This is a genomic window from Anaerosphaera aminiphila DSM 21120 (assembly GCF_900129925.1).
GTDB lineage: Bacteria > Bacillota > Clostridia > Tissierellales > Peptoniphilaceae > Anaerosphaera > Anaerosphaera aminiphila.
On sequence record NZ_FQXI01000006.1, the window covers coordinates 49,185 to 74,480 of the forward strand.

At 31.0% G+C, this 25,296-nt stretch carries 26 protein-coding genes and 1 tRNA gene; 22 read left to right on the forward strand and 5 right to left on the reverse strand.

Going from position 1 to position 25,296, the window contains the following annotated elements:
* Positions 1–6: 6 nt before the first annotated feature.
* The 4 genes from BUB47_RS05210 (at position 7) to BUB47_RS05225 (ending at position 4,012) form a co-directional block, all read left to right on the forward strand.
* Positions 7–573 carry a GNAT family N-acetyltransferase gene (locus BUB47_RS05210; protein WP_073184441.1) on the forward strand — a complete coding sequence of 189 codons (567 nt, stop codon included), beginning with the start codon at positions 7–9 and terminating at the stop codon, positions 571–573.
* Between the two features lie 266 nt (positions 574–839).
* Positions 840–2,003 (forward strand): CapA family protein, encoded by a 1,164-nt coding sequence (locus BUB47_RS05215; RefSeq protein ID WP_083529079.1) that lies wholly within the window; start codon positions 840–842, stop codon positions 2,001–2,003.
* Positions 2,004–2,005: 2 nt separating this feature from the next.
* A complete protein-coding gene (locus BUB47_RS05220; RefSeq protein ID WP_200779480.1) occupies positions 2,006–3,001 on the forward strand; it encodes an asparaginase in 996 nt (331 codons plus the stop codon).
* Between the two features lie 57 nt (positions 3,002–3,058).
* Positions 3,059–4,012 carry a DMT family transporter gene (locus tag BUB47_RS05225; protein WP_073184442.1) on the forward strand — a complete coding sequence of 318 codons (954 nt, stop codon included), beginning with the start codon at positions 3,059–3,061 and terminating at the stop codon, positions 4,010–4,012.
* Here BUB47_RS05225 and BUB47_RS05230 read toward each other — a convergent pair.
* On the reverse strand, positions 4,009–5,124 hold the full coding sequence (locus tag BUB47_RS05230) for a M20 metallopeptidase family protein (RefSeq protein WP_073184444.1): 1,116 nt from the start codon (positions 5,122–5,124) through the stop codon (positions 4,009–4,011). The two genes, BUB47_RS05225 and BUB47_RS05230, sit on opposite strands and share 4 nt — an antisense overlap.
* Before the next feature lie 165 nt (positions 5,125–5,289).
* Here BUB47_RS05230 and BUB47_RS05235 point away from each other — a divergent pair, with 165 nt between their 5' ends.
* The 12 genes from BUB47_RS05235 (at position 5,290) to pyrE (ending at position 16,286) form a co-directional block, all read left to right on the forward strand.
* Positions 5,290–5,658: a hypothetical protein gene (locus tag BUB47_RS05235; RefSeq protein ID WP_073184446.1), complete on the forward strand. Its 369-nt coding sequence runs from the start codon at positions 5,290–5,292 to the stop codon at positions 5,656–5,658.
* 103 nt (positions 5,659–5,761) lie between these two features.
* Complete coding sequence (locus BUB47_RS05240; RefSeq protein WP_073184448.1) at positions 5,762–6,217, forward strand: CtsR family transcriptional regulator; 456 nt, start codon at positions 5,762–5,764, stop codon at positions 6,215–6,217.
* Positions 6,218–6,226: 9 nt separating this feature from the next.
* Positions 6,227–6,727, forward strand: coding sequence for a UvrB/UvrC motif-containing protein (locus BUB47_RS05245; protein WP_073184450.1), 501 nt, complete (start codon positions 6,227–6,229; stop codon positions 6,725–6,727).
* Positions 6,724–7,698 carry an ATP--guanido phosphotransferase gene (locus BUB47_RS05250; RefSeq protein WP_073184451.1) on the forward strand — a complete coding sequence of 325 codons (975 nt, stop codon included), beginning with the start codon at positions 6,724–6,726 and terminating at the stop codon, positions 7,696–7,698. The genes BUB47_RS05245 and BUB47_RS05250 overlap by 4 nt, the downstream gene beginning before the upstream one ends.
* Positions 7,698–10,148 carry an ATP-dependent Clp protease ATP-binding subunit gene (locus BUB47_RS05255; protein WP_073184453.1) on the forward strand — a complete coding sequence of 817 codons (2,451 nt, stop codon included), beginning with the start codon at positions 7,698–7,700 and terminating at the stop codon, positions 10,146–10,148. Before BUB47_RS05250 ends, BUB47_RS05255 begins: the two co-directional genes overlap by 1 nt.
* A complete protein-coding gene (gene radA / locus BUB47_RS05260; RefSeq protein ID WP_073184455.1) occupies positions 10,120–11,490 on the forward strand; it encodes a DNA repair protein RadA in 1,371 nt (456 codons plus the stop codon). The genes BUB47_RS05255 and radA overlap by 29 nt, the downstream gene beginning before the upstream one ends.
* A 291-nt stretch (positions 11,491–11,781) precedes the next feature.
* Positions 11,782–12,267 carry a CarD family transcriptional regulator gene (locus BUB47_RS05265; protein ID WP_073184457.1) on the forward strand — a complete coding sequence of 162 codons (486 nt, stop codon included), beginning with the start codon at positions 11,782–11,784 and terminating at the stop codon, positions 12,265–12,267.
* Between the two features lie 63 nt (positions 12,268–12,330).
* The gene (locus BUB47_RS05270) at positions 12,331–13,392 is read left to right on the forward strand and encodes a PIN/TRAM domain-containing protein (RefSeq protein WP_073184459.1); all 1,062 of its coding nucleotides are present in this window, start codon (positions 12,331–12,333) and stop codon (positions 13,390–13,392) included.
* 22 nt (positions 13,393–13,414) lie between these two features.
* Positions 13,415–14,525 (forward strand): peptide chain release factor 2 gene (gene prfB, locus BUB47_RS05275; protein WP_143270610.1). Its coding sequence is split into 2 segments (ribosomal slippage): positions 13,415–13,492 and positions 13,494–14,525, totalling 1,110 coding nucleotides; the frame shifts between segments, so codons are not numbered across the junction.
* Between the two features lie 11 nt (positions 14,526–14,536).
* The gene (locus tag BUB47_RS05280; protein ID WP_073184461.1) at positions 14,537–14,854 is read left to right on the forward strand and encodes a YbjQ family protein; all 318 of its coding nucleotides are present in this window, start codon (positions 14,537–14,539) and stop codon (positions 14,852–14,854) included.
* A gap of 102 nt (positions 14,855–14,956) precedes the next feature.
* Positions 14,957–15,658, forward strand: a complete 702-nt coding sequence (gene pyrF / locus BUB47_RS05285; protein WP_073184462.1) for an orotidine-5'-phosphate decarboxylase — start codon at positions 14,957–14,959, stop codon at positions 15,656–15,658.
* Between the two features lies 1 nt (position 15,659).
* Complete coding sequence (pyrE, locus tag BUB47_RS05290; protein ID WP_073184464.1) at positions 15,660–16,286, forward strand: orotate phosphoribosyltransferase; 627 nt, start codon at positions 15,660–15,662, stop codon at positions 16,284–16,286.
* A 57-nt stretch (positions 16,287–16,343) separates the two neighbouring features.
* Here the strand turns inward: pyrE and BUB47_RS05295 are convergent, their stop codons facing one another.
* Entirely contained in the window at positions 16,344–17,366 is a 1,023-nt protein-coding gene (locus tag BUB47_RS05295) for a YeiH family protein (protein WP_200779481.1), read from the reverse strand.
* A gap of 114 nt (positions 17,367–17,480) precedes the next feature.
* Between BUB47_RS05295 and BUB47_RS05300 the strand changes: the two genes are divergently transcribed.
* On the forward strand, positions 17,481–18,380 hold the full coding sequence (locus tag BUB47_RS05300) for a LysR family transcriptional regulator (RefSeq protein ID WP_073184466.1): 900 nt from the start codon (positions 17,481–17,483) through the stop codon (positions 18,378–18,380).
* A gap of 72 nt (positions 18,381–18,452) precedes the next feature.
* Here the strand turns inward: BUB47_RS05300 and BUB47_RS05305 are convergent, their stop codons facing one another.
* Positions 18,453–18,635: a hypothetical protein gene (locus BUB47_RS05305; protein WP_073184468.1), complete on the reverse strand. Its 183-nt coding sequence runs from the start codon at positions 18,633–18,635 to the stop codon at positions 18,453–18,455.
* 116 nt (positions 18,636–18,751) lie between these two features.
* Here BUB47_RS05305 and BUB47_RS05310 point away from each other — a divergent pair, with 116 nt between their 5' ends.
* A complete protein-coding gene (locus BUB47_RS05310; protein ID WP_073184469.1) occupies positions 18,752–18,937 on the forward strand; it encodes a hypothetical protein in 186 nt (61 codons plus the stop codon).
* 109 nt (positions 18,938–19,046) lie between these two features.
* Here the strand turns inward: BUB47_RS05310 and BUB47_RS05315 are convergent, their stop codons facing one another.
* Positions 19,047–19,247 carry a cold-shock protein gene (locus BUB47_RS05315; RefSeq protein WP_073184471.1) on the reverse strand — a complete coding sequence of 67 codons (201 nt, stop codon included), beginning with the start codon at positions 19,245–19,247 and terminating at the stop codon, positions 19,047–19,049.
* A gap of 555 nt (positions 19,248–19,802) precedes the next feature.
* Between BUB47_RS05315 and BUB47_RS05320 the strand changes: the two genes are divergently transcribed.
* Both BUB47_RS05320 and BUB47_RS05325 read left to right on the forward strand, forming a co-directional pair.
* Positions 19,803–20,939, forward strand: coding sequence for an AAA family ATPase (locus tag BUB47_RS05320; protein WP_073184473.1), 1,137 nt, complete (start codon positions 19,803–19,805; stop codon positions 20,937–20,939).
* Complete coding sequence (locus BUB47_RS05325) at positions 20,932–23,217, forward strand: S8 family peptidase (RefSeq protein WP_073184475.1); 2,286 nt, start codon at positions 20,932–20,934, stop codon at positions 23,215–23,217. The genes BUB47_RS05320 and BUB47_RS05325 overlap by 8 nt, the downstream gene beginning before the upstream one ends.
* 395 nt (positions 23,218–23,612) lie before the next feature.
* On the opposite strand, the gene BUB47_RS05330 is transcribed toward BUB47_RS05325, so the two are convergent.
* Positions 23,613–23,696, reverse strand: a tRNA-Leu gene (locus BUB47_RS05330).
* Between the two features lie 100 nt (positions 23,697–23,796).
* Between BUB47_RS05330 and BUB47_RS05335 the strand changes: the two genes are divergently transcribed.
* Positions 23,797–24,207, forward strand: a complete 411-nt coding sequence (locus BUB47_RS05335) for a zinc ribbon domain-containing protein (RefSeq protein ID WP_073184477.1) — start codon at positions 23,797–23,799, stop codon at positions 24,205–24,207.
* A 71-nt stretch (positions 24,208–24,278) separates the two neighbouring features.
* The gene (bioB, locus tag BUB47_RS05340) at positions 24,279–25,235 is read left to right on the forward strand and encodes a biotin synthase BioB (RefSeq protein ID WP_073184487.1); all 957 of its coding nucleotides are present in this window, start codon (positions 24,279–24,281) and stop codon (positions 25,233–25,235) included.
* Positions 25,236–25,296 lie beyond the last annotated feature (61 nt).

The window sequence follows — 25,296 nt, forward strand, 5'->3', positions numbered from 1 at the left end:
ATAATTATGAATGCAGAAATTACTTTAAACGGTGAGATTTTAAAGTCTGAAAGATTAATATTGAGGTCATGGAAATTAAATGACCTTAAAGATTTCTATGAATATGCATCAGTTGACGGCGTTGGGCAAATGGCAGATTGGATGCCTCACAAGAATATAGAGGAATCAAAAGAAATACTTTTACATTTTATTGAGACAAAAAACAACTTTGCCATAGAACTTGTAGAGAGTAAAAAAGTAATTGGCTCAATCAGCTTAGAACTTTGCAAGGAAGAATTTAAAAAAGATTTCAAAAATCTTTCCGGAAGAGAACTTGGCTATGTAATAAGTAAAGATTATTGGAATAGGGGCTATGCAACTGAAGCTGCAAAGGCTTTAATAGATTACTGTTTTAAAGAAAAAGGCTATGACTATTTATACTGTAGTCACTTGGAGCGAAATTACAAGTCAAAGAGAGTTATAGAAAAGTGTAACTTCACCTTTTATAGAGAATTTGACTATGACACTGTTTTAAATACCAGAGAAAAAGTTTTAATGTATGTACTTTATAATAAACAGGAGGAAAGGGCTTGAAAAAGTCCTATTCTCAATTAGAAAAATCTTTTGAAATAGAAAACTGTAAAGTAATAGTTGAAAGTTAAAATAAAAAACTTAAATTAATTTTTAAAGTATAAACACTATGATAAAATAAATTTTATTAAGCTGAAAATTGGCAGTAAATTTCAACTAAACCTTTCAACCTTAAGAAAACTTAACACTGGAACTACAATTTACAGATTGTAGTTTTTTTGTACCTATTTTTAATGATTTTAAATGTTATAATAAAAATGGTGATGAAAATGAAAAAGATGATTTCAGTAGTAAGTGCTGTATTTATACTATTATTAAGTATATTTGTAATAGACTACAACACTACTGGATACATAAAAAATGCTTTTTTTACTCCTGTGGAAGATGAAGTGCAGACAGTAAAAATATTGGCAACAGGAGATATAATGTACCATTTGCCCCTCTATATAAAAAACTTTGATGAAACTACGGGAAAATATGATTTTTCTACATATTATGAAAAAATGAAAGAGTATATAGATGCTTCAGATATAGTTGTGGGGAATTTTGAATCAACTATAAATCCAAACAGAAAAATAAGTGGACATCCAATGTTTAACTCGCCGCCGGAATCAGTTGAATATTTAAAAGATATTGGGTTTGACATACTTTCAACTGCAAACAACCATTGTTTAGATACGTCAATTGAAGGTGTGGAAACTACAATAGATGCCATTGAAAGTGTGGGTTTAAAAAACTTTGGAACTTATAGAGACAATAATAGAGAATTACTAATTGTAGAGGAAAATGAAATAAAGATAGGCTTTTTATCTTATTCAGAGATATTTAATGGACTGGACTACAATATTGCTGAAGACAAGATAAACAACATTTCTCCAATGAATAGAGATTTAATTTCCGGAGACATAGATAATTTAAAAGCTCAAGGTGTGGATTTTATAGTGGTATATCCTCACTGGGGAGTTGAGTACAGTACAAGCCCATCGGAATTTCAAAGAGAGATGAATGACTACTTCTTGTCTCTTGGAGCAGATGTGGTTTTAGGTTCTCACCCTCACGTGCTTCAGCCGGTGGAATATAGAGAAATTAACGGCAACAATAAATTTAGTATTTATTCTATGGGAAATTCTATTTCTAACCAGAGAAAACCTTGGATGAAAAACAGAGGTGTGGAGTTTGGAGCCTTTGTTGAATTGACTGTGGAAAAAAATATTACTAAGGGCACTACAGTTTTAGCTGCAGTAGATGTAAAGCCAACTTACGTTAATAGATATAGAGATGAAAAGGGACTTTTTAAATATGAGGTAGTTGCACTAAATGACCTAATGGAAACGGGAAAGCACAGAGATGAAATAGATGACAGCACAAAGAAATTTGTAGATGAAAACTACCAGTGGGTAATGGATGTTTTAAACAACAAGGAGGCAAAATAATATTGAAGAGATTACTTTTAATAGCAACGGGAGGAACTATTGCATCAGAAGAAACTGAATTTGGACTTAGTCCAAAGACTTCTCCAAGGGAAATTTTAAATCACATCCCACAGGCAAAAGACCTTGCCGATATTGACGTAGTGCAAGTTTTAAATATAGACTCCACAAATATAGAGCCTGAGCACTGGACTATGTTTAGTAAAGTAATAGAAGAAAACTATGAGGACTACGACGGATTTGTAATAACTCACGGTACTGATACGCTGGCATATACTGCAGCTGCACTGTCCTACTTAATACAAAATTCAGATAAGCCAATAATTTTAACGGGATCTCAAAAGCCCATAACTGATCCTATTACAGACGGCAAAAAAAATTTACTGGACTCAATAAGATATGCACTTCAAGAGGGAGTAAGAGGAGTATTTATTGTATTTGATGGTAAGGCAATAATAGGAACTAGAGCTAAGAAACTTAAATCTAAAAGTTACTCTGCCTTTGATTCAATAAACTATCCTGTAGCAGCTTTTATTGATGGAGAGAGAATTTTAAGATATGTGGGAGAGTCAACTTCTACAGAAAAAGTAAAATTTTATCACAATTTAAATCCAAAGGTATTTTTGTTAAAGTTAATTCCGGGAATGGAGCCGGATATATTTGACTATATTTCAGATAATTACGATGCAACGGTTATAGAGTCCTATGGAGTGGGTGGACTTCCCTTTAATCACAGAAGAAATTTTAAAGAAGCCCTAAAGAAGATAACAGACAAGGGGAAAATTATAGTAATTGCAACGCAAGTAATGCTTGAGGGTTCTGACGCTGCAACTTATGAAGTAGGTTACGACATAATAAATAACTACAATGTACTTCAAGCTTATGATATGACTATAGAGTCGGCGGTTACGAAATTAATGTGGATTTTGGGAGTTACTGAAGAATTTGAAGAAGTTAAAAAGTTGTTTTATAAAAATATAAATAACGACATAATAGTTTAAAGTGAGGTGATGGCAATTGGTTTTAAGTTTAAAATTGCTGATTAAAAGGTGGATAAAATGTTAAGTGGAATAATTTATGTATTTTTAGCCACAGTTTTATTCTCAAGTATGGACGTTGCAATAAAACTAACAGGAGGAGTATTTAATCCTCTACAGTTAAATTTTTTGAGGTTTTCTATAGGTGCCTTAATGCTACTTCCAATGAGTATATCGAAACTTAAAAAGGCAAATTATAAACTGTCTAAAAAAGATTATTTAAATTTTATAGTGCTTGGATTTATATATGCAGTACTCAGTATGAGCTTATATACATTTTCTCTGGAATATGTATCGGCATCAATAGCATCAGTGCTGTTTTGTTGTAATACATTTTTTTCTATAATACTTGCGGCAATTTTTTTAAAGGAAAAGACCAATATATTTACAAAAATGGCCCTTGTAATTTGTTTTATTGGAATTTTAGTAATAATAAATCCCTTAAATATTAATGAGCCGGTTTTTGGAATTGCAATAGTTATTATATCGGCTTTAATATTTGCCGTTTATTCAGTCTATGGAAAGTATGTGACACAAAATAAGCCAACAGGTGGAATAGTACTTACTTGCTATTCTTTTATCTTTGGCTCAATTGAACTTTTAATTTTAATACTTATAAGTAAAATACCACTAGTGTCTGATTTTTTAATTAGTAAGAATGCCGTGGACTTTGCAAATATCCCGATATTTAGTGGAATATCCTCAGATGATATAATTATACTGCTATATATATCTATTTTCGTAACAGGTGTGGGGTTTTCAGCCTACTTTCTGGCAATAGAAAAGATGTCTGTGGCAATGGCATCACTTACATTTGCCATAAAGCCGGCATTGGGACCGATACTTGCCAGTATATTTTTAAAAGAAGAACTGGGAAGTTATCAATTAATAGGAATTATATTTGTAATCGTAGGCTCTATTGGAATAATTATCTCACAGAGAAACTCTGCAAAAAAAGATAGCTTATTAGCTTAAAAATTCCTTGCTATTACAGAAAAAGCCTTAATTCCATTTTCTAAAATTTCATCAGAAAATTCAAAGTTGTCATTGTGCAGAGGAATATGTTCTACACCATTTCCAAGATAGAAGAATAGGGGTAGGGCATATTTTTTATATACTCCAAAATCTTCACTGGCTCTAAAGGGAACTTCTAACTTTAAAGTTTTAAGATTTTCTCTAGAGAAGATTTGTTCTGCCTTTTTAACAAGTGAAGGGTCGCTATAGGTCTCGGAAAATTCGTCAGTAAATTCAAATTGAAGAGAAAAGTCCTCTTCACATAAATCTCTTGCTAAATTTAGAATATAGTTTTTAATTAAATTTAAATCTTCATCATGGGCAGCTCTAAGTGTAAGAGACAGCTCGCCATTGGCAGGTGAAATTCCAAAATTTTTACTTCCAAGAGAAATATTTATAACTGTGACTAAAACTAGAGATTTAAAGTGCAAGTTTCTAAAATTAAAGGGGCTATATCCTCTAAAAATATTTAAATCACTTAAGTCATCAACTATTTTAGAAATAATATAGGCTGGATTTTTTCCAAGTTCAGGAAGAGAAGCGTGAGATTGAACTCCTTTAAACTTTAAAGTAAGACCCACTGAAGCACATTGGCAAACTCCGATTTTTAAATAAATTGTCCCCATTTCAAGCCCTGGCCAATTGTGAAGGCCATAGACTTCGTCTATACTATATTTTTTAAACACCTCACTGCAAATTTTTGCTCCCCTTCCATTTTCCTCTGCAGGTTGAAATAAAAAAATTACGTCCTTGTCCAACTCTTCCTTCCAAAGATTTAATATTGTACCACATAAAATTGCAGAGTGCCCGTCGTGACCGCATCCGTGAAATGGCTCAAGGTTGGAATTTAAAATTGCATCGTGATCTGCCCTAATGACTATAGTTTTCTTTGGATTTTTAGATTTCTTGTATACATAAAAATAGTCTTTAAAGTCATAAATACTGTTTATATTGTTTTCTTTTAAAAAGTTTATTAAAATTTTACGAGTGTTAAACTCACAGTTGGAAATTTCAGGAGAGTTATGTAGTTTTTTTCTAAGGGAAATTACACTGTTTAATAAATTTTTATTCATAGTTTAAAATACCTCCAAGTACATAGTAAAACTTTTAAAATAAATATGCTATAAAATATAAAAATTAATAAAAAATTTAAATTTCCAGAAAATTGGATATTGTTTCAGAATTATACTATAATACATATATATTTAATTAAATGTAAGTTGATTATAGGAGAAAATATGGGAAAGAAAATTAAGAAAACAGCAAAGCGTGTAAATTTAGATAAGGTTACTTTAACTGAAGAAGAAGAGGTAATTGCAAAGAAAAAGGCGATATTTACAATAGCACTTTGTATAATGTGGCCTATTACACTACTGCTTCTATGGCCTTCACTTAGAAATTTTGTGCCAAACATAGTTTACTATGGGATAATTGGAATTTCAATGATAAATATTATACTTACTTATCTCTATACAACAGTTCAAATTGAACAAATAAAATACCAAGCTTACTTGAGTAGAAATAGTATTGGAAAAATTGAAAGATTTGGCTCGGTCTTTGTAATAGTTGAAGCTGCACTAATATTAATATTTATTATTTTATCTTAAAGGTCAGGTACTTTACAAAATTATATTTTAATGTTATCATATATAAAATAGCATTAGAATATTTTTTTGAGCCGAAAGGCAAAGATGGTCAAAAGGTGGTATTATGGCAAAATTATCAAATTCAATAGAGGACTTCTTGTTAGATTTAATAGATGAGGCAAATGGGACAGTTGAAATACAAAGAGCATTGCTGGCTGAGAGATTTAACTGTGCACCATCGCAAATTAACTATGTACTAACCACTCGATTTACTCCATACAAGGGATATTATGTGGAGTCAAGAAGAGGTGGAGGAGGTTATATAAGAATAGTAAGAGTAGAGTTTAGAAATAAAAATTCTGTAGATAAGTTATTTAATGAGGAAATTGGAAACTCTATAACCAAGGATAAAGCAGATCAGATTATAGACGAACTAATGAGACTTGAATATATAAATAAAAGAGAAGCAGAAATAATAAGAGTTACTTTAAGTGACAGGTCATTAAGTATTTCAAGTGAATGGAAAAATGAGCTGAGGGCAAATATTTTAAAAAACATTTTGCTGGTAATCTTTAATTAGGAGGTTATTATGATTTGTGATAACTGTGGTAAGAGAGAAGCAATAATTGCATATACAAAAATGCAGGGAAATAGCATAGAGGAAGTGCACTTATGTGCGCAGTGTGCAGAAGAAAAAATGAAAAAAGACTTGGCATTTAACAATGCTGTAAGTGGAAAAATGGAAAACTTTCTAAAGGATTTATTTAAACTCACCGGGAAATTTAACAACAATATTCCAAATAAAAAGTGCAGTCACTGTGGAACTACTTTTGAAGACTTGGGCAAAAATCAAGTGGGCTGTGAATACTGTTATGATGAATTTAAAGAAGAAATTGAAAGTATGCTTTTAAATTTTAAATCTTCTTCCAAACACAAGGGGAAAATTCCAAAAAGTGCCGGAAAAGAACCTGTTTACAAGAGAGAAGAAAATGAATTAAGAGATAAATTAAGTGTAGCTGTAGAATTGGAAGAATATGAAGAAGCTGCAGTATTAAGAGATAAATTAAAGCAATTGAGGGATGAAAAATGAGTATAGTTCTCAATTCAGAGTTAAAAATATATAGAAATATAAGGGGATTTAATTTTCCCTCAAAATTAAATAGTGAAGATGCAAAGACAATTTTAGAGAAAATATCTATACCTTTATTAGAAAAGGGGTATAAGAGATATGCTGTTGAAGGATTAAACTCTCTTGAAAAGTTGGATTTATATGAAGAGGGTAAAATTACTGTAGATGTTTTAGAAAACGAAAAATTCAGCGCAATATTTTTGTTGGAGAATAATCCCAGTATATTAGTAAATGGGAAAAATCATATTACAATAATAAAATCAACTGATGATTTAAATTTTTCAAAATTATATGGTGAAGTTTCTGAAATAGATGATTTACTAGACGGCAATGTGGAATATGCCTATAGAGATGATTTTGGATACTTGACTTCCAATCCTCAAGAGTGTGGAACAGCAATGGTTATTGAAGCAAATTTGCATCTTCCCGCTACAGACTACTTTGGAATGAGTTCAATGCGTGAAAGTTTAAAGAGACTTGGCTACATTGCACTTCCACTAGGCGGCAGTTCAAAGTCTGTAGGAGCTATTTATAAAATTTCACCAGATAGAACTATTGGAGAAAAAGAAGGGGACTATATTGATAAATTCACAAATATATTAAAAGAAATAACAGAAATGGAAGAGCAAAATAGAAAAAACTTATATCTTGAAAAGATAATAGACTTAGAAGACTTGGCAAATAGAGCTTATGGAGCTCTAAGATACTGCAGAATTATAGATGAGGAAGAAATGATAAACAAAATGTCAGACTTATTTTTGGGAATAGAACTTAGTATTTTAAAACCTAAAAAAAATATTGAATTGGTAGATACTATTAATCAATTTAAAAACGGACATTTACAAATTGAAAGAGGCTCTTTGTTAGATGCAAAATCTATAGATATTTTAAGAGCCAACAATATAAGAAAGATGATGAAGGAGGTCTTTTAATGGGCATGTTTGGAAGATTTACTGAAAAAAGCCAGAAAGCAATACTGTTTGCTCAAAATGAAGCAAGGGAGAGCAGACACAACTATATAGGTTCAGAACACTTACTTTTAGGAATAGTTAGAGAATCAACAGGACGTGGAGCAAAAATATTACAATCTCTGGGAGTAAGTTACGATAGATTAAAAATGACAACTTATGAAGTTGTTTCAAGAGGTCAGGAGCTTACAAATTCAAATTTAGTATACACTCCAAGAACTAAGAGAATTTTTGAACTTGCTTTTGAAGTTGCAAGAGAAGAGGGAGAAAATTACGTTGAAACAGATCACTTGCTACTTGGAATACTAAGAGAGGGCAATGGAGTTGCAATATTAATACTAAAGAGAATGGGAATTGACAGTATTGCACTTGAAGAGACAATTATAAATGCCTTTGAAAATAGAGAAGACGGCGAATATGAAGATGAGAGAGAAAAGACAGCTTTAGATAAATACACTGTAAATTTAAATGAAAAATCCTCAGAGGGCAAAATAGATCCGATTATTGGAAGAGAAGAAGAAATTCAAAGAGTAATTCAAGTACTATCCAGAAGAAAGAAAAACAACCCAGTACTGATTGGAGAACCGGGAGTAGGTAAGACTGCAATAGCTGAGGGACTAGCTCAAAAAATAGTTGAGGGGAAAGTTCCTGAAATAATAGCTAACAAGGAAATCAGAACTCTAGACGTATCCGGATTAATTGCAGGAGCAAAGTACAGAGGAGATTTTGAAGAGAGATTAAAGGCAGTTATTAACGAGAGTATAGAAAATGAAAAGACAATACTCTTTATAGATGAAATGCACGTTATTATAGGAGCAGGAGCTGCAGAAGGGGCAATGGATGCCTCAAATATTCTAAAGCCAATGTTGACAAACGGAGAGCTTCAAATAATAGGTGCCACTACAATAAGCGAATACAGAAAACACATTGAAAAAGACACAGCTTTTGAAAGAAGATTAATGCCGATAACTGTGGAAGAACCTTCAATTGAAGATTCAATAAAAATTGTAACAGGACTTAAAGAAAAATATGAAACACATCACAATGTAATAATCAGTGAAGAAGCCATAGATGCAGCAGTAAAACTCTCCAGCAGATATTTAACAGACAGATTTTTACCTGATAAAGCAATAGACTTAATAGATGAAGCTGCTTCAAAAATTAAAGTTAGTTCTTACAAAACTCCTGAATACAAATACAACTATGAAAATGAACTTGAAGAACTGGACAAAGAAAAAAATAGAGCAATAGACTCTCAAGACTTTGAGTTAGCTGCTTCTATTAGAGATAAAGAGAGAATTTTAAAAGAAGAGTTTGAAGAAAAAGAAAAAGAGTACAAGGAAAGTGAAGAAAAAGCTGTAGTTGGATATGAAAACATTGCTGAAATAGTTTCAGATTGGAGCAAAGTTCCGGTTACAAGAATGACAGAAGAACAAAGCACTAAATTATTAAAACTTGAAGACAATTTAAAATACTATGTAAAGGGTCAAGATGATGCAATACACTCTCTATCAAGAGCTATAAAAAGAGCTAGAATTGGACTTAAAGATCCAAATAAGCCAATAGGTTCATTTATATTTGTAGGACCTACAGGTGTTGGTAAAACTTATTTGGCAAAAATGCTTGCAAAGGAACTCTTTGGAAGCGAAGAAAATATGCTTAGAATAGATATGTCAGAGTATATGGAAAAACATACTGTTTCAAGACTTGTAGGATCTCCTCCGGGATATGTTGGATATGATGAAGGTGGACAACTTACAGATGCAGTTCGTACAAATCCATACAGTGTAGTGCTATTTGACGAAATTGAAAAAGCACATCCGGACGTATTTAATGTATTACTACAAATTCTAGATGATGGAAGGCTTACAGATTCAAAGGGAAGAACAGTTAGCTTTAAAGACACAGTTATAATTATGACTTCCAACGCCGGAGCAAGTATGCTCAAGAAAAAAACATCAATAGGATTTACAACAGAAGACAACACCAAAAAAGAATATGAAAAAATGAAAGAAATAGTAAACACTGCTTTAAAGGATATATTTAGACCTGAGTTTTTAAACAGACTTGATGAGGTAATTGTGTTTAAAGAACTGGGACAAAAGGAAATTTCAAGTATTGTAGAGTTAATGCTTGTAACGTTAAAAGAAAGACTTGGCAATATGGGCATTAATGTGAAGTTTACTAAGAAAATCACTCAGTATATAGCTTCAAAGGGATTTGATCCGGAATTCGGAGCAAGACCTCTAGAACGTGCAATTAGAAGCTATATAGAAGATGAGTTAGCTCAAATGATGTTAGAGGGTGAATTTGGGAAGGGAGATTCAATAGAAGTCGACTTTAACAGAAAACTCATAGTTAACATTAAAAATACTGAGGTTAAAAATGAAGAAAAAGACAGTATTCAAGTGTAGTAACTGCGACTATATATCTCCAGGTTTTTTTGGTAAGTGCCCACAGTGTAATGAGTGGAACACGTTAGAAGAAATTGAAGTAAGTGGAAGTGAAAAGACCGCTACAACTGTAAAGAGAAGTAAAAATATTGCAAAAAAACTTTCTACAATAGAAGATAGAAATGCCTTTAGAGTAAAGACATCTATTGAAGAATTTAATAGAGTTATGGGAGGTGGAATCGTTAGAGATTCCATCTCTATATTAACTGCAAAACCGGGAGCTGGAAAATCTACACTGCTTTTACAAGTGGCAAATGACTTGAGCAGCAGTGGATTAAAAGTACTATATGCCTCAGGAGAAGAGTCTGAAGTTCAAATAAAACAAAGGGCTACCAGAATAACTGATGAGATATCAGAAAATATATATGTATATTCCGATACAGTTTTAGACAATGTGCTGGAGGAAATAGATAAAATTGACCCCGACTTTATAATACTGGACTCCATACAAACCTTTACATTAAATGAACTTCAATCAAGAGCGGGGACACCTACACAAGTAATGGAATGTGCTCACAAGATGGTTGAGATAGCAAAAGATGTAGAAAGACCTAGAATGGTGTTTTTAGTAGGGCAGATGACAAAACAAGATGAACTTGCAGGAGTTAGAGCACTTGAACATTTAGTAGATGCAGTTTTACTAATTGAAAATGAAGATAATGAAGAACTTAGAAGTTTACTTACAACTAAGAACAGATATGGCTCCACAGGAGAAATGGGTTTCTTTTTAATGACTCAGCAGGGACTAAAATCTCTAGACAATCCCTCAGAGTACTTTATGACCTATAGAGAAGAGGGAAGTGAACTGCCAGGTTCAGCCCTAAGTGTGATTAGAGAGGGAACAAGACCGATAATACTGGAAATTGAAGCACTTTCATCTCAATCCTTTCTACCCTATCCATCTAGAATAGGAGAGTGTATGAGAAGAGAACATTTAAATACACTAATTTCCATACTGGAACAGAGGGCAAATTTAAAGTTAATAGATAAAGATATAGTTGTAAAGACAACTGGAGGCATAAAGTTAAAAGAGCCGGCATCAAACTTAGCAGTGATGATGAGTATTTTTTCTTCTAGAAGAGATGTTGCCATTGACACATCTACAGTTTTTATTGGAGATGTGGGTTTAACGGGAGAGTTAAAAAGTGTGCCATCTTTGGAATTAAGACTTAAAGAAGCCAGTAGAATGGGATTTAAAAGAGCTTTTATACCTATTGTTTCAAATAAATTTGAAAATATTGAAGGTTTAAAAATTTATAAGTGCAAGACAATTTTAGATGTAATTAAATATTTTAATGTTTAGGAGGTTAAAACACAAAGTTTTAGCCTTTTTTTATTATAAGTTATTTTAATTAATTATGCTTTTTAAAGAATTTACATAAAATTCATTTGTTAAGAAAGTACTAAGTTATCTTAGTAAAATCCTTGATAAGTTAACAACTATTTCACTTGTTATTTGTATAGTATGTTGATAAAATAAAATGAAAGTAAAAATACACTTTACATTTATTGGAATTAATGATAAAATGAAAAATTTACTTTTAATAATGAATTATGTTATACTTATATTGGGCATATTTTCAGGAGGGATAAAGTGTTTAATATAGGTGATAAAGTTGTTTACCCAATGCACGGTGCAGGAATTATAGTTGCAATAGAAAACCGTGAAATTTTAGGAAAAATTCGAGAATATTATGTATTGAAGATGCCAATAAATGATATGGAAGTAATGGTTCCGGTAATTAATGCAGGAGATGTTGGAGTTAGAGATATTTTAGGAAAAGAAGAAATGGACAAAGTACTTAGTATTTTGTCAAGTGAAGATGAAGCTGTTATGCCCACAAATTGGAACAGAAGGTACAGATACAACATGGAGAGAATAAAAACTGGCGATATTGATGAAATAGCAAAAGTTGTAAGATCTCTAGAGAAGTTAGATGTTGAAAAAACTCTTTCAACAGGAGAGAGAAAAATGTTACTCAGCGCAAGACAAATTATTATATCTGAAATGGTCTTAGTTTATGAAAAGAGCACAGATGAAATTTCAGATCTTGTGGATGATATTATTATGAAAAGTTAAGAGGGAGGGATTAACATTAATAACAAGAAGGTAGTAAATAACTTATTTAGACTTCTATTTACAATGATAGGAGTTGGGTTTGGCATAGTTTCTTTTGAAATTTTAAAATACTTTCAGCTTTTTGATGGTTTTAGTAAAACTGTTATCTCAGCAATAAATGTATCAGTTGTTGTTGGATTTGCAATTATTTTTTTTCTTTTATCCAAGAAAGTATTTCGAAATATAAAAACTATACTGGACAAATTAGAAGAGGATTTAAAGGAAAAAGCTATTTCCGAAGTAATCTCAGGAACAATTGGATTAATTATTGGATTTATAATAGCTTTTTTTGTAAGTCAACCCTTCTATATGATTCAAGTTCCATACTTGGGTTCAGCAATAGGGATAATCTTTTACGGCGTATTTGGATATTTGGGCTTAAAGTTAGGACTTACTAATAGAGATACTCTATCTGTAAAGTTTAAAGACATTACAAGTTCGCTAAAAAATCCTGTTGTAAAAGAAAAGGAAAAGTCAAAGACTTCTAAAATGAATGGAATTCCAAAAATTCTGGATACATCAGTAATAATTGATGGAAGAATAATGGACATTTGCGATTCAAATTTCTTAGAGGGTTCAATAGTAGTTCCGGTTTTTGTATTGGAAGAACTTCAACACATTGCAGATTCTTCAGACGGACTTAAGAGAAGTAGAGGTAGGCGTGGACTTGATATTATAAAAGAAATGCAGGAAAATAAAAATTTGGACATAGTTATATTTCAAGGTAAGTACGATGAGATTAGTGAAGTGGATTCAAAACTATTGCAGCTTACAAAGGATTTAAATGGAAAAATCGTCACAAATGACTACAACTTAAATAAAGTTGCAGCAGTTCAGGGAATAGATGTGTTAAATATAAATGAACTTGCAAATTCTGTTAAGCCTGTTTACTTACCTGGAGAAGAAATGACAGTACAAATAGTAAAACTGGGCAAGGAACATGGACAGGGCTTGGGATATTTAGATGATGGAACTATGATAGTAGTTGAGTCTGGAAAGAATTACTTAGGAGAGACAATAAACGCAGTAGTTACAAGTGTACTTCAAACATCTGCAGGAAAGATGATTTTTGCAAAGCCTATGTAATATTAATAATCAGGGGGAAATAATGGAACAGAATATATATATTGAAAGAGAACGTTTAAATGAAGCGAAAGAGTTAGTAAAAAGTCTTGGAGAGTCTCTTTGACTTACCTACTCTAAGAACAAAAATTAAAAATTTAAATGAAAAACAAATGGTAGAGGGATTTTGGGATGACAGTGAAAAAGCTCAAAAAATAATAAGAGAACAAAATCACTATCAATCTAAAGTTGAAAAGTACGACAAGTTAATGAAAAAAATTTCAGATGAAGAAGATTTACTAGACTTAATGGAAATGGAAGAAGACTTTACTTTTTATGATGAGTTTAGATGGGAACTAACTTCAATAGAAGAGCTATCTCAAAGCTTTAAATTGGAAACACTTCTAAATGGAGAATACGATTCAAGTGATGCTATATTGTCAATTCATGCAGGGGCAGGTGGAACTGAAGCTCAAGACTGGGCTGGAATGCTCCATAGAATGTATGCCAGATATGCAGAAAAAAAAGGATATAAAATTGAAACTTTAGATATCTTAAAAGAAGAAGAGGCTGGAATTAAATCAGTTACAATGAAAATTTCAGGAGATAATGCCTATGGATATTTAAAGGGAGAAAAAGGTGTTCACAGACTTGTTAGAATATCACCTTTTGATTCAAACAAGAGAAGACACACTTCATTTTCATCTGTAGACGTATATCCTGTACTAGATGAAACAACAGAGATAGAAATAAGAGATGAAGATTTAAAAATAGATACTTATAGGGCATCAGGAGCCGGTGGACAACATGTAAACACTACAGACTCCGCAGTTAGAATTACTCACGTTCCAACGGGAATAGTAGTTCAGTGTCAAAACGAAAGGTCTCAAATTCAAAATAGAGAACAGGCTATGAATATGTTAAAGGCAAAATTAATAGCACTGGCTGAGGAAGAAAAGAAGGAAAAAATAGAAGATCTCCAAGGTAATTATTCACAAATTGCATGGGGTTCTCAAATAAGGTCCTATGTATTCCAACCCTATACAATGGTAAAAGATCACAGGACAAATACAGAAGTTGGGGATGTAAATAAGGTAATGGATGGGGATTTAGATATTTTTGTAAATGACTATCTACAGATGAAAGCATCAAACTAGGAGGTATGTATATGATTTTAACAACTACAGATAATGTTCAGGGAAGAGAAATCTCCGAGTACTTAGGTTTAGTTTTTGGAGAACAAGTTAACGGTATTAACTTTGTAAAAGATATTGGAGCTGGATTTAGAAATATTGTAGGTGGAAGAAGTAGTGGCTATGAAGATGAAGTAATAGACATGAGAGATGACTGTATAAAAGAGATTACTAAAAGAGCAAATGAAATGGGTGCAGATGGTATTGTAGGCCTTAGATTTGACTATGAAGTGCTGGGACAGGGCAATATGATTATGCTGTCTATTTCAGGAACAGCTGTAAAATTTAAATAGATATGTGTAGGAAGTATAAATATACTTCCTATTTTTTTAGTTTTAATATACACAAATCTATTAATTATGGTAAAATCTATTAAGAATAAAAGGAGGAATATTATGGCAAAAGATGTAATAATAGCATTGGACTTTGACTCAAGTGAAAAGACTTTAAAATTTTTAGAAAAATTTGAAGAAAAAATGTACTTGAAAATTGGTATGGAGCTATTGTATAGAGAAGGGTTAGATGTAGTAAGAGAAATTAAAAAAATGGGGCATAAAATATTTTTAGATTTAAAATTACATGATATTCCCAATACTGTTGCTCATGCTACTAAATCTCTTATTAGTTTAGATGTTGATATGATTAACTTTCATATTGCCGGTGGTTCTCAAATGCTATCTCAGGCAGTAAAAGTAATAGAAGATTCAAATGAAGAAGTTATTCCAATTGGAGTTACAATACTTACCTCTATGGCGGAAGATCAAATACATAGTGAGCTTCAAATAGCTGAAACTATGAGTTTAAATGAATTAGTTTTAGATTATGCAAAACTTGGGAAAAACTCAGGATTAAAGGGAGTAGTTTGCTCTGCACTTGAAGTTCCTGAAATAAAAAGACAACTAGGTGAGGACTTCTTAACAGTAACACCTGGTATAAGACTTGCTGAGGACTCAAAAGACGACCAAAAGAGAGTCGTAACACCAAAAGACGCAAGAGAGCTTGGCAGTGACTATATAGTCGTAGGAAGGTCTATAACGAAGTCAGAAGACCCTGTTGAAAGTTATCATAAAATTAAAAAAATGTTTTTAGGAGAGTAAGATGAAAAATATTGCAAAGATATTATTAGATATAGAAGCTGTAACACTGTCACCAGATGAGCCATATATTTGGGCATCTGGAATAAAAGCTCCAATATATTGTGATAATAGATTAATATTGTCATTTCCTGAAGAGAGAGATGAAGTTGAAGAAGCTTTAAAAGAAATGATTGTAGAAGAATTTAAAGATGTAGAATATATTATGGGAACAGCTACTGCGGGAATATCTCATGCGGCAATAGTTGCAGATAAACTAAATTTACCAATGGGTTTTGTGAGAACTTCTAAAAAAGATCACGGAAAGCAAAACAAAATAGAAGGTAAAATTAGAAAAGGTGCAAAAGTAGTAGTTGTCGAAGACTTATTTTCTACAGGAGGCTCATCAATAGAAGTGGCACTTGCACTTAGAGAAGCTGGGTTTGACGTGTTGGGAATAGTTTCAATTTTCACTTATAATTTAAAGGCAGCAGAGGAAAACTTTAAAAACAACAATATAGAGTACCATTCACTTACAAATATGGAAGAACTGGCAGAAGTGGCAGGAGAAATAAACTACATTAACGATGCACAAATAGAGAAACTTTTAAAGTGGAAAGAAAATCCAAGTGATGAAAGTTGGCTTATATAGTAAAAATAACAAAAAACGAGAGTTATAGAGCTCTCGTTTTGTTTTTAGAATTTAAAATTAAAAGAAGCGTAAAATAAATCCCTGTGCAAAAAATGCTACAATTACAACTGAGGTGTCAATAACCACTCCTGCAATCATAGGCTTAATTCCCACGCCTGAAACTTCTTTTAAACTAGTTTTTAGACCTATTGCTGCAAGAGCCATAGCTAGACAAAACTTTGAAATAAATGAAATATTACCTACTGTTGCTGTAGGAACAATACCTGTACTGTTAAGGGCAACCATTGCTATAAATCCTAAAATAAACCATGGGAATATTTTAAAATACTCTATTTTTTCCTTTTCAAATCCTGATTCAACTTGTTTGTTCATTTCCTTTTTAGCAAAAATCCATGAGAAAATAATAACTACTGGAACAATAAAAAGTGTACGAGTTAGTTTTACTATAGTTGCAAGCATTCCTGCAGCATCAGAAAAAGCATATCCTGCAGCTACAACTGAAGAAGTGTCATTTACAGCAGTTCCAACCCAGAGTCCAAATCCCGTATCAGTTAATCCCAACATATGTCCAATCCAAGGAAATGCAATTACAGTTATTATGTCAAATATAAAAGTAGCAGATATGGCATAGGCAATGTCTTTGTTATCAGCTTTAATAGTAGGACCCAGCGTAGCTACGGCAGTTCCGCCACAAATTGCAGTACTCACAGATAAAAGACTGGATAACTTCCAGTTTATTTTAAAAACCTTGCTGCATATGTAGCCCATACCAAAGGAAGTAGTAAGAGTAAATACTAATAAAATCATGGCATACTTACCTGACTGCATAAGTTGTGAAAAACTTAGAGTTATTCCGGTTAAGATAATTCCCATTCGCAGGATATATTTTGATGTCCAGTCAATACCATCTGATAAAAAATTATACTTTAGTAAAATTGGATTTAGCAGCATTCCAATGAGAAGTGAAATAATCGTAACCCCAAGTAAATCAGCGTGAAATACTTCATTTAGAATATAGGCTGTAAGTGCAATAATAGCACTTAAGATTATTCCCGAACTTTGTTTTTTAATTGTAGACATAATAGCACCTCGTTTTAAATTTTTAACAATGTATTGATTTTAACAAAGTTTTACAATAAAATAAAATTATGAATAATTATAGAACCATAAAATAAACTTATACAGGAGAGCTAAATGGACTTTAGACATGATACCTTTTTAACACTTTGTGAAATAGGAAACTACACTAAGACAGCTAAGCACCTTCACATTACACAGCCGGCAGTAACTCAGCACATTCAATATTTAGAAGAATACTACAACTGTAAATTATTTGTACACAACAATAAAAAAATAAAACTTACAAGACAAGGCGAGTATTTAAAAGATTTTATAAAAACTGTATCGGCAGATAGACAGCGCTTTAAAAAGAACTTGTCAGAAATGCACCTAGAGGAAATTACAGTTCAATTTGGAGCTACACTGTCAATTGGAGAATATGTAATGCCGGAAATAATATCAGAGCTACTACAGAAAAATCCTAAGTTAAAAATTCACATGCACGTTGCCAACACCCAAACTCTATTAGAAAAATTAAACTTAGGACAATTGGACTTTATAGTTGTAGAGGGATTTTTTAATAAAGCTGACTACCATTCAAAGACACTTAGCACTGAAAAATTTATTCCAATATGCTCTGTAAATTCACCTTTGGCAGAAGGTACTAAGTCTTTGGAGGAAATTACTAAGGAGAGACTAATACTTAGAGAAAGTGGCTCGGGAACTAGAAATATACTGGAAAACATATTAAAAAAATACAACTATACAGTAGATAACTTTCAAAATACTATAGAAATAGAAAATATGAATGCCATAAAAAAATTAGTTGCTGATAATTTAGGAATAAGTTTTTTATATGAAGTCGTTGTAAAAAGAGAAATAGAAGAGGGAATTATTAAAAAAATTAATATTTCGGATTTTAACATAGTTAGAGAATTTAACTTTGTCTTTTTAAAAGACAGTTTTTTTAAAGAAGAGTATATGAGTTATTTTAATATAATGAAAGAATTTATAAAAACTGAAGATAGAATTTAATAATAGGTAGTAATATACACTAAATAATAAAAAAATCTCAGTAGTGTTAAATATTCTACTGAGATTTTTTTATTATTGTTCTTCTTTTTTTAGTTTCTCTAAGTCGCTTTCATCAATAAATAATTTTATCTCGCCGGTTTCCATATTTAACTTTGCCTTTACTTCTATACCTGAAGGTATTAATATTCCGCCTGTATCTAATCTTGGGCGAGTAGTTCCAAAAGAATATGTAATCATTCTAAATATCTTTTCCAAAATGTTCACCTCTAATTTTTATATAATAATATTATAAATAGTTTAAATTAGCTTTCTCTCATTTTCTATACTCTCATTTTAATAGTGTTATAATAGTTAGAGCATTGGAGGTAATTATGCCTGATAAAAAATTCATATTATTTTTTATATTACTGTACTTAGTCTTAGCTATTGTATCATCAGTTATACCTAAGTTTTTATATAGCGTGGGTTCAACCTACTCAATGGGACCAACAATGAAGCAATTAATAATTTTTGGAGCAGTTTGTATAGTTGGGTATGTAATAAAAAACAAAAAGTAATTTAATATTAATAGTAGTTTAGTTAATAAAAGTAAAAAAGTGAAAAATAAATCTAAAAGTAAATATATTTGGACATTAAAAAAGCCCTACTATGAAGTAGGGCTTAATATTATAATCTGTTAATATTTGTAGCTTGTAATCCACGATCAGATGTTTCAGTGTCAAAACTTACTTTTTGACCTTCATCTAATGTTTTATATCCATCACCTTGGATTTGAGAGAAATGTGCAAAAACATCTTCACCATTATCTTGAGTAATGAAACCAAAACCTTTTTCAGAATTAAACCATTTAACTGTACCTAAATTCATAAAAATACCTCCTTTTAAAATATTGCAACAATCATAAATCTATAAAGGGGTATTAATATACACACATTTAATAAATTTCATAAAAATCACTTAAATAAGTGTAACATACAAATACTATAAAAGCAAACTATTATATTGAAAGAAAATTATTATATAAATAAAAGTATTTTCTAGGAGTAATATCAGGAAGCACAAGATGAATGAATTAAAAAAAGTTATTTGCAAGTAACTTTTTAAGCAGTTAATAAAGTAGTAATGCAGTTAGATATATAGAAATATTGAGTATCGTTTTAGGCACTGTAGTTAATGTCTTATTAAGAGGACTAAGTATTTAGGTTGTTTTAACCGGTGTAAGTTATACGATAAAATACTGGATGTATTTAATTTGGATTTAAAGGATAAAGAGTAAACTTTAAGAATTTTTATTTGGCAGCATATCGTCCTATAAAAATAAGAGTTCGTTCTAAATAACCGACGGAATCAATCGAATATTAGAGGCATCGTCCTTTACAAAAGAAGAACGTTCATATATAATAAGTTCGGAGGTTTTGTTAAATGAAATATTCTATAGAGATAGGCAAGATAGTTGAAGGAGCATTAAAACACGATAAAACAAAAGTTGTAAATTACACACAGAAACTTATTGAGAAACTTGAAGAGGACAAGGAAGAGAGAGCTGCCAAAAAGTTTGCTAAATTATTAGATATGAACGAACAAAAAACACTTTCTCCTCTGGTGGGATCCTCACTACCAAACTTACCAATAGACGAAGAATCTCGATCAACATTAGTAGATATAATTTATCCTGATGAAAACATAATTGAAGTAATTTTGTCTCAAAGTAATTATAAAAAACTAAATTCTTTTATTTTGAACTATGTTAATGCAGATAAATTGAATTCTCTAGGTCTGGGAGTTGCTAACACGCTTTTGTTATATGGTCCACCAGGTTGTGGGAAAACACAAAGCGCATTTCTTATTGCAAGAGAATTAAAATTACCTTTAGTAATTGCTAGGTTAGATAGTATGATTTCCTCTTATTTAGGGACTACATCTAAAAACATAAGAACGCTTTTTGAATTTGTGCAAAAAATGCCTTGTGTATTATTTTTAGATGAGTTTGATGCTTTAGCTAAAGCTAGAGATGATAGTAACGAATTAGGTGAATTGAAACGCGTTGTTAATAGTTTGTTACAAAATATAGATTCCATGGCTAGTGATAGTTTATTATTAGCTGCAACTAATCACGAACGACTTCTAGATCCTGCTGTATGGAGAAGATTTGACTATAAATTAGAAATTGAACTGCCGGATAAGAAAGCAATTATATCTTTGATTGAACTTTTTGTTAAAGATAATTTACATTTAAATGGAAAAGATAAAGAAGAATTGGCGTCTGTATTTTACGGACTTAGCGGAGCAGATATTGAGGAAATTATTAATAAAGCAACTAGAGATTCGGTAATATACAATAAACCTTTAAATAAAGAAAAAATCTATGATGAATTTTTTACGTTTAAAGAAATCATCCCTCAAAGTTGTGATGATAGACGTTTGCAAGAGAAAATCAAAGCTCTATATTTGCGGAAGTGTGATGAAAAAGTTTTTAGTTATTCAGTGATAGCAGATATTTTAAAAATATCAAAAACAAAAGTTGGAAATTTAATTAGCGAGGAGGTAACAAATGAGTGAAAAAAATCTTCCTATAAAAATTATTATGCAACGGAAAAATGATATAAAAAGGAATCAAGGAGGAGGACAGGATAAGTATTTTGAAGAATATACTCCTGAATTACAAAAAGAAATGGTAAGCAAATTTGAGAATATCTTAAAATTTTATGATGAAGTTTTTGAAGAAAACAAATTTGTACCAGCGATAGGAAAAATTACAGTAAAGGAAGAAGCTATTGCCAAATCACATAAACCGAATTATTTATGTAAAGAATGTAATATAATTGGCGGTGGGGAGTTAGATGAAATTTACATTAAGGTAACTAAAAATACGATTCAAGACACAATAAAACTTATTAAAGATCCTCCCGCTAAAACTTTAGAAGCAAATTTAACGGTTGTAAAAGATATAAATCCCGTATTTCCGAATGAAAAAATATCAAAAGAGTTAATTGAAATAAATAATCAGGGAGAGTTTGGTAAATTTAAGGAAAAAATTAAAATTAAATTATTTGATTTTGATAATGATTTTGATAATAGTCAAATCAAAACATATGTATATTCAAAGCTTGGGGAGTTAGGCTTAATGGCTGGGCATGAAGTTATTACATATGGTAAAAAAATTGATCTACTAAAAGTAAGTGTTTCTTCTTTTGATGATATCCTTAATATTTCGAAAATTAATGGTGTTAAATCAATAAATGTTCTTCAGGATTTTTCTATGCCAAATAGTAATGTGGAATATACAAATATAGGAAATGTTTTTGATGAACAAGAATATAGAAGTGATGTTTGTATTGGTATTATTGATTCTGGAATAAGTGAATCTAATGCTTTTTTAGAAAACTATGTTGTTGCTAGAGAAGAGTATGTAGATAGAAGATATCAAAATAGGAGTCATGGAACTTTTGTTGCTTCTATGATTCAATATGGAAATGAATTGAATAATATTCCAGAAAAGGAGTTTAGAAAATTTAATTTTATAGATATTATAGCGATTCCTAATAGCGACCTAAACTATGGGGAAAGAGATTCTATTAATGAAATAGAGTTGATGGAAATCATTGAAGAAGTAATGCAAAAATATTCGAATAAAGCTAAAATTTGGAATTTATCAGTAAATTTAGTAGGTAAAACTTATAGTAATACGATGTCTGATTTAGCTATTTTTCTTGATTATATTCAAGATGAGTACAATGTTCAAATTTTTAATTCCATAGGAAATTTAGATCAATTACCTTTAAGAGAATGGCCGCCAAGTGTTTCTATTGGAGAAAGAGATAGAATGTACCCGCCTGCAGATTCAGTTAGAGCAATTACAGTAGGTTCTTTAGCTTATCATGATTCTGCAAACTCTATGGTTAAAGCTAATGAACCATCTCCGTTTGGAAGAAGAGGACCTGGGGCAAATTATATTGTTAAACCCGAAGTAGTCGATTATGGTGGGAATATCTCAAAAAATTACAAGATAAATGGGTTAGGAATGAAAGGATTAGATGTTAACGGAAAAATTATTGAGGGCAATGGAACTAGTTATTCAACCCCAAGGGTGACCAAAAAATTTGCATCAATATTAGATGAAATGGAAGTTAAAAACGCTCTGCTAGCTAAAGGCCTTTTAATTCATTCAGCAAAAATGCATTCAAGAGATATCCTAGATCAAAATAGCGAAAATATTAAATATTTTGGATTTGGAATACCAATGGAAAACGCCAGTGAAATATTACATTGTAGCGAGAGTGAAGTAACGTTAATTTTTCAACAAGAAATTATTTCGGGCACACATTTAGAATTAGTGGACTTTCCTTTTCCGAAATCGCTAATTAGAGATAATAAATATTTTGGAGAAATAATTATGACTCTTGTATACCAACCTATACTAGATGAGAATTTTGGAGTGGAGTATTGTCGAACAAATATAGATGTAGGATTTGGCAGAATGCGATATGATAAAAATGGAGAATTAAAATTTAATTCCGATGTTCCTCTAGAGGTTTCATGGGATGATAAATTTGAAAAAAGTAGAGTTGAACATGGGTTTAAATGGTGCCCAGTAAAGTCTTATTATAGAAATATTAAAAATGGTATAAATTTGGGGGAAGGCTGGAAACTAAGATTAGATTTAACTTCAAGGAATGGGCTTAATATTGATAGGCAAGAGTTTGTGTTACTAGTAACTTTTAAAGATTCGAAAGGAAATGACATATACACAGATATTACAAATGAACTTAAAGAAAAAGGATATTCAACTAATAATTTGAAAACAAAGGCATTGATTCGTGAAAGACATAAAGCTTAACTACTCCCCTCAATCTGAATTGGTTGGGGGATTTTTTATTGCTCACTTATTAAATCCTTAGTAAAGCAAAAGCTGAACTAAGGATTATTTTTGTTAAGATTTTTATTAATAATACTACCTATTAAAAATCCTCTACTACAGAAAGGAAAGAACAATAAAGTAGTATTAATGTTAAAATTTTCTTTTATATTAAAATAAATAGTATATAGTATGATAAATATTATTAGAGTTATTAGAATTTTTTTGCTTTTCATAAGGAGCATCTACAGAAACTGATATATAGTTCTATAAGTATTAATAATTGTACTATAGTTAATAATAATTTTGTAATTTCAAATGTCATTACATAATATTTACATAAAAAAACGACTTAGATTAACTAAGTCGTTTTGACATGGTGCGGGAAAGAGGACTTGAACCCCCACTCCAAAGGAACTAGATCCTAAGTCTAGCGCGTCTGCCAATTCCGCCACTCCCGCAAGGACAATAGTTATTATATATAATTTAGAAAATATTGTCAATAGTTTTTTAAATATATTTATTTTTAGTGTATAATACATAACAAGGAGTGAATTTAAAGTGAAAGAAAAATTTTACAGATTTATGCAGGGAAGGTACGGAGCCCACTATGGAATGGATGCGCTGTCTAAATTTTTATTTGGACTTATGTTTGTATTAGTGTTGGCTACAATTTTTTTGGGGAATAATGTTATTTCAAATGTAGGGTTAATTTTATTAATTGTAGTTTTATATTATAGACTATTTTCTAAAAATGTCACTGCAAGATACCAAGAAAATCAAAAGTTTTTAAATATCACTGCACCGGTGAGAAAATTTTTTACTAGAACTAAGAGAAATGTAAAAGAGAGAAAAGAATATAAATACATTCAATGTGAAAACTGTAAACAAGAACTTAGAGTTCCAAGAAAAAAAGGAAAAATTAAAGTTACTTGTAAAAAATGTGGACATCAATTTGAAGTGAGAACTTAATTGTAAACTAAATAAAACTTAAAGTTGACATACCCCTTATAAAATATATAATTTTTATAGGGGGTATGTTTATGGATGTTGTATATTTAAAAAATAAAGTTATTGATGGATATAGTATTAATAAAAAAGAGGCTATGGAGTTATATAATTGTGACTATGAGCAGTTGAGAAAGAGCGCAAATGAAATAAGGAAATTTTTTATGGAAAACAGTTTTGATATATGTACTATTATCAACGCTAAAAGTGGAAGATGTAGTGAGGACTGCAAATTTTGCTCTCAGTCAGTTTATAGTGATTGCAATATTAAAGGTTATCCACTTTTAAATGCAGATGAAATAGTAGCAGATGCCAAAAGACAAAGGGATAATGGAATACTTAAATATTCTCTAGTAACGAGTGGTAAGAGACTTTTAGGTAGTGAGGTTGCAGAAGTTGCAAATGTAGTAAGGAGAATTAAAGAAGAAGTAAATATTGAGGTTTGTATTTCAGGCGGGTTACTTAGTTTTGAAAATTTTAAAGTATTAAAAGAAGCAGGTGTTACAAGGGTTCACAATAATTTAGAAACATCGGAAAGTTATTTTAAAAATGTGTGTACAACTCATAAATTTTCCGAAAAGTTAAAGGCCATTGAAGATGCAAAAAAATCGGGAATGGAAATCTGTAGCGGTGGAATTATTGGGCTTGGTGAAAGTGTTAAAGATAGAATTGAAATGGCCATTGAACTTCGAAAGTTAAACATAAAATCTGTTCCAATAAACGTTTTAAATCCAATAAAGGGGACTTCTTTAGGGGAGAATAATCCCTTGAGTATGGAAGAAATAAACAGAACTATATCTGTGTTTAGATTTATTTTAAAAGATTCTTTTATAAGACTTGCCGGTGGTAGAACTCTTATGAAAGATAGAGGAGAAAGTGCTTTTTTAAGTGGGGCTAATGCAACTATATCTGGCGATTTACTCACAACTTCAGGAATAGATACTAAAACAGATATAAAATTAATAAAAGATTTGGGATTTTCATTGGATTAAAAATTTGAATGCTAAAACTTTTATCATTTATTTTCATATGTTATACTAATTGTATAAAGAA

What these genes read in the sequence shown, in the direction of transcription:
- BUB47_RS05210 (WP_073184441.1), top strand. Translation starts at nt 7, where the DNA reads ATGAATGCAGAAATTACTTTAAACGGTGAGATTTTAAAGTCTGAAAGA.
- BUB47_RS05215 (WP_083529079.1), top strand. Translation starts at nt 840, where the DNA reads ATGAAAAAGATGATTTCAGTAGTAAGTGCTGTATTTATACTATTATTA.
- BUB47_RS05225 (WP_073184442.1), top strand. Translation starts at nt 3,059, where the DNA reads ATGTTAAGTGGAATAATTTATGTATTTTTAGCCACAGTTTTATTCTCA.
- BUB47_RS05230 (WP_073184444.1), bottom strand. Translation starts at nt 5,124, where the DNA reads ATGAATAAAAATTTATTAAACAGTGTAATTTCCCTTAGAAAAAAACTA.
- BUB47_RS05235 (WP_073184446.1), top strand. Translation starts at nt 5,290, where the DNA reads ATGGGAAAGAAAATTAAGAAAACAGCAAAGCGTGTAAATTTAGATAAG.
- BUB47_RS05240 (WP_073184448.1), top strand. Translation starts at nt 5,762, where the DNA reads ATGGCAAAATTATCAAATTCAATAGAGGACTTCTTGTTAGATTTAATA.
- BUB47_RS05245 (WP_073184450.1), top strand. Translation starts at nt 6,227, where the DNA reads ATGATTTGTGATAACTGTGGTAAGAGAGAAGCAATAATTGCATATACA.
- BUB47_RS05250 (WP_073184451.1), top strand. Translation starts at nt 6,724, where the DNA reads ATGAGTATAGTTCTCAATTCAGAGTTAAAAATATATAGAAATATAAGG.
- BUB47_RS05255 (WP_073184453.1), top strand. Translation starts at nt 7,698, where the DNA reads ATGGGCATGTTTGGAAGATTTACTGAAAAAAGCCAGAAAGCAATACTG.
- radA (WP_073184455.1), top strand. Translation starts at nt 10,120, where the DNA reads ATGAAGAAAAAGACAGTATTCAAGTGTAGTAACTGCGACTATATATCT.
- BUB47_RS05270 (WP_073184459.1), top strand. Translation starts at nt 12,331, where the DNA reads ATGATAGGAGTTGGGTTTGGCATAGTTTCTTTTGAAATTTTAAAATAC.
- BUB47_RS05280 (WP_073184461.1), top strand. Translation starts at nt 14,537, where the DNA reads ATGATTTTAACAACTACAGATAATGTTCAGGGAAGAGAAATCTCCGAG.
- pyrF (WP_073184462.1), top strand. Translation starts at nt 14,957, where the DNA reads ATGGCAAAAGATGTAATAATAGCATTGGACTTTGACTCAAGTGAAAAG.
- pyrE (WP_073184464.1), top strand. Translation starts at nt 15,660, where the DNA reads ATGAAAAATATTGCAAAGATATTATTAGATATAGAAGCTGTAACACTG.
- BUB47_RS05295 (WP_200779481.1), bottom strand. Translation starts at nt 17,366, where the DNA reads ATGTCTACAATTAAAAAACAAAGTTCGGGAATAATCTTAAGTGCTATT.
- BUB47_RS05300 (WP_073184466.1), top strand. Translation starts at nt 17,481, where the DNA reads ATGGACTTTAGACATGATACCTTTTTAACACTTTGTGAAATAGGAAAC.
- BUB47_RS05310 (WP_073184469.1), top strand. Translation starts at nt 18,752, where the DNA reads ATGCCTGATAAAAAATTCATATTATTTTTTATATTACTGTACTTAGTC.
- BUB47_RS05315 (WP_073184471.1), bottom strand. Translation starts at nt 19,247, where the DNA reads ATGAATTTAGGTACAGTTAAATGGTTTAATTCTGAAAAAGGTTTTGGT.
- BUB47_RS05320 (WP_073184473.1), top strand. Translation starts at nt 19,803, where the DNA reads ATGAAATATTCTATAGAGATAGGCAAGATAGTTGAAGGAGCATTAAAA.
- BUB47_RS05325 (WP_073184475.1), top strand. Translation starts at nt 20,932, where the DNA reads ATGAGTGAAAAAAATCTTCCTATAAAAATTATTATGCAACGGAAAAAT.
- bioB (WP_073184487.1), top strand. Translation starts at nt 24,279, where the DNA reads ATGGATGTTGTATATTTAAAAAATAAAGTTATTGATGGATATAGTATT.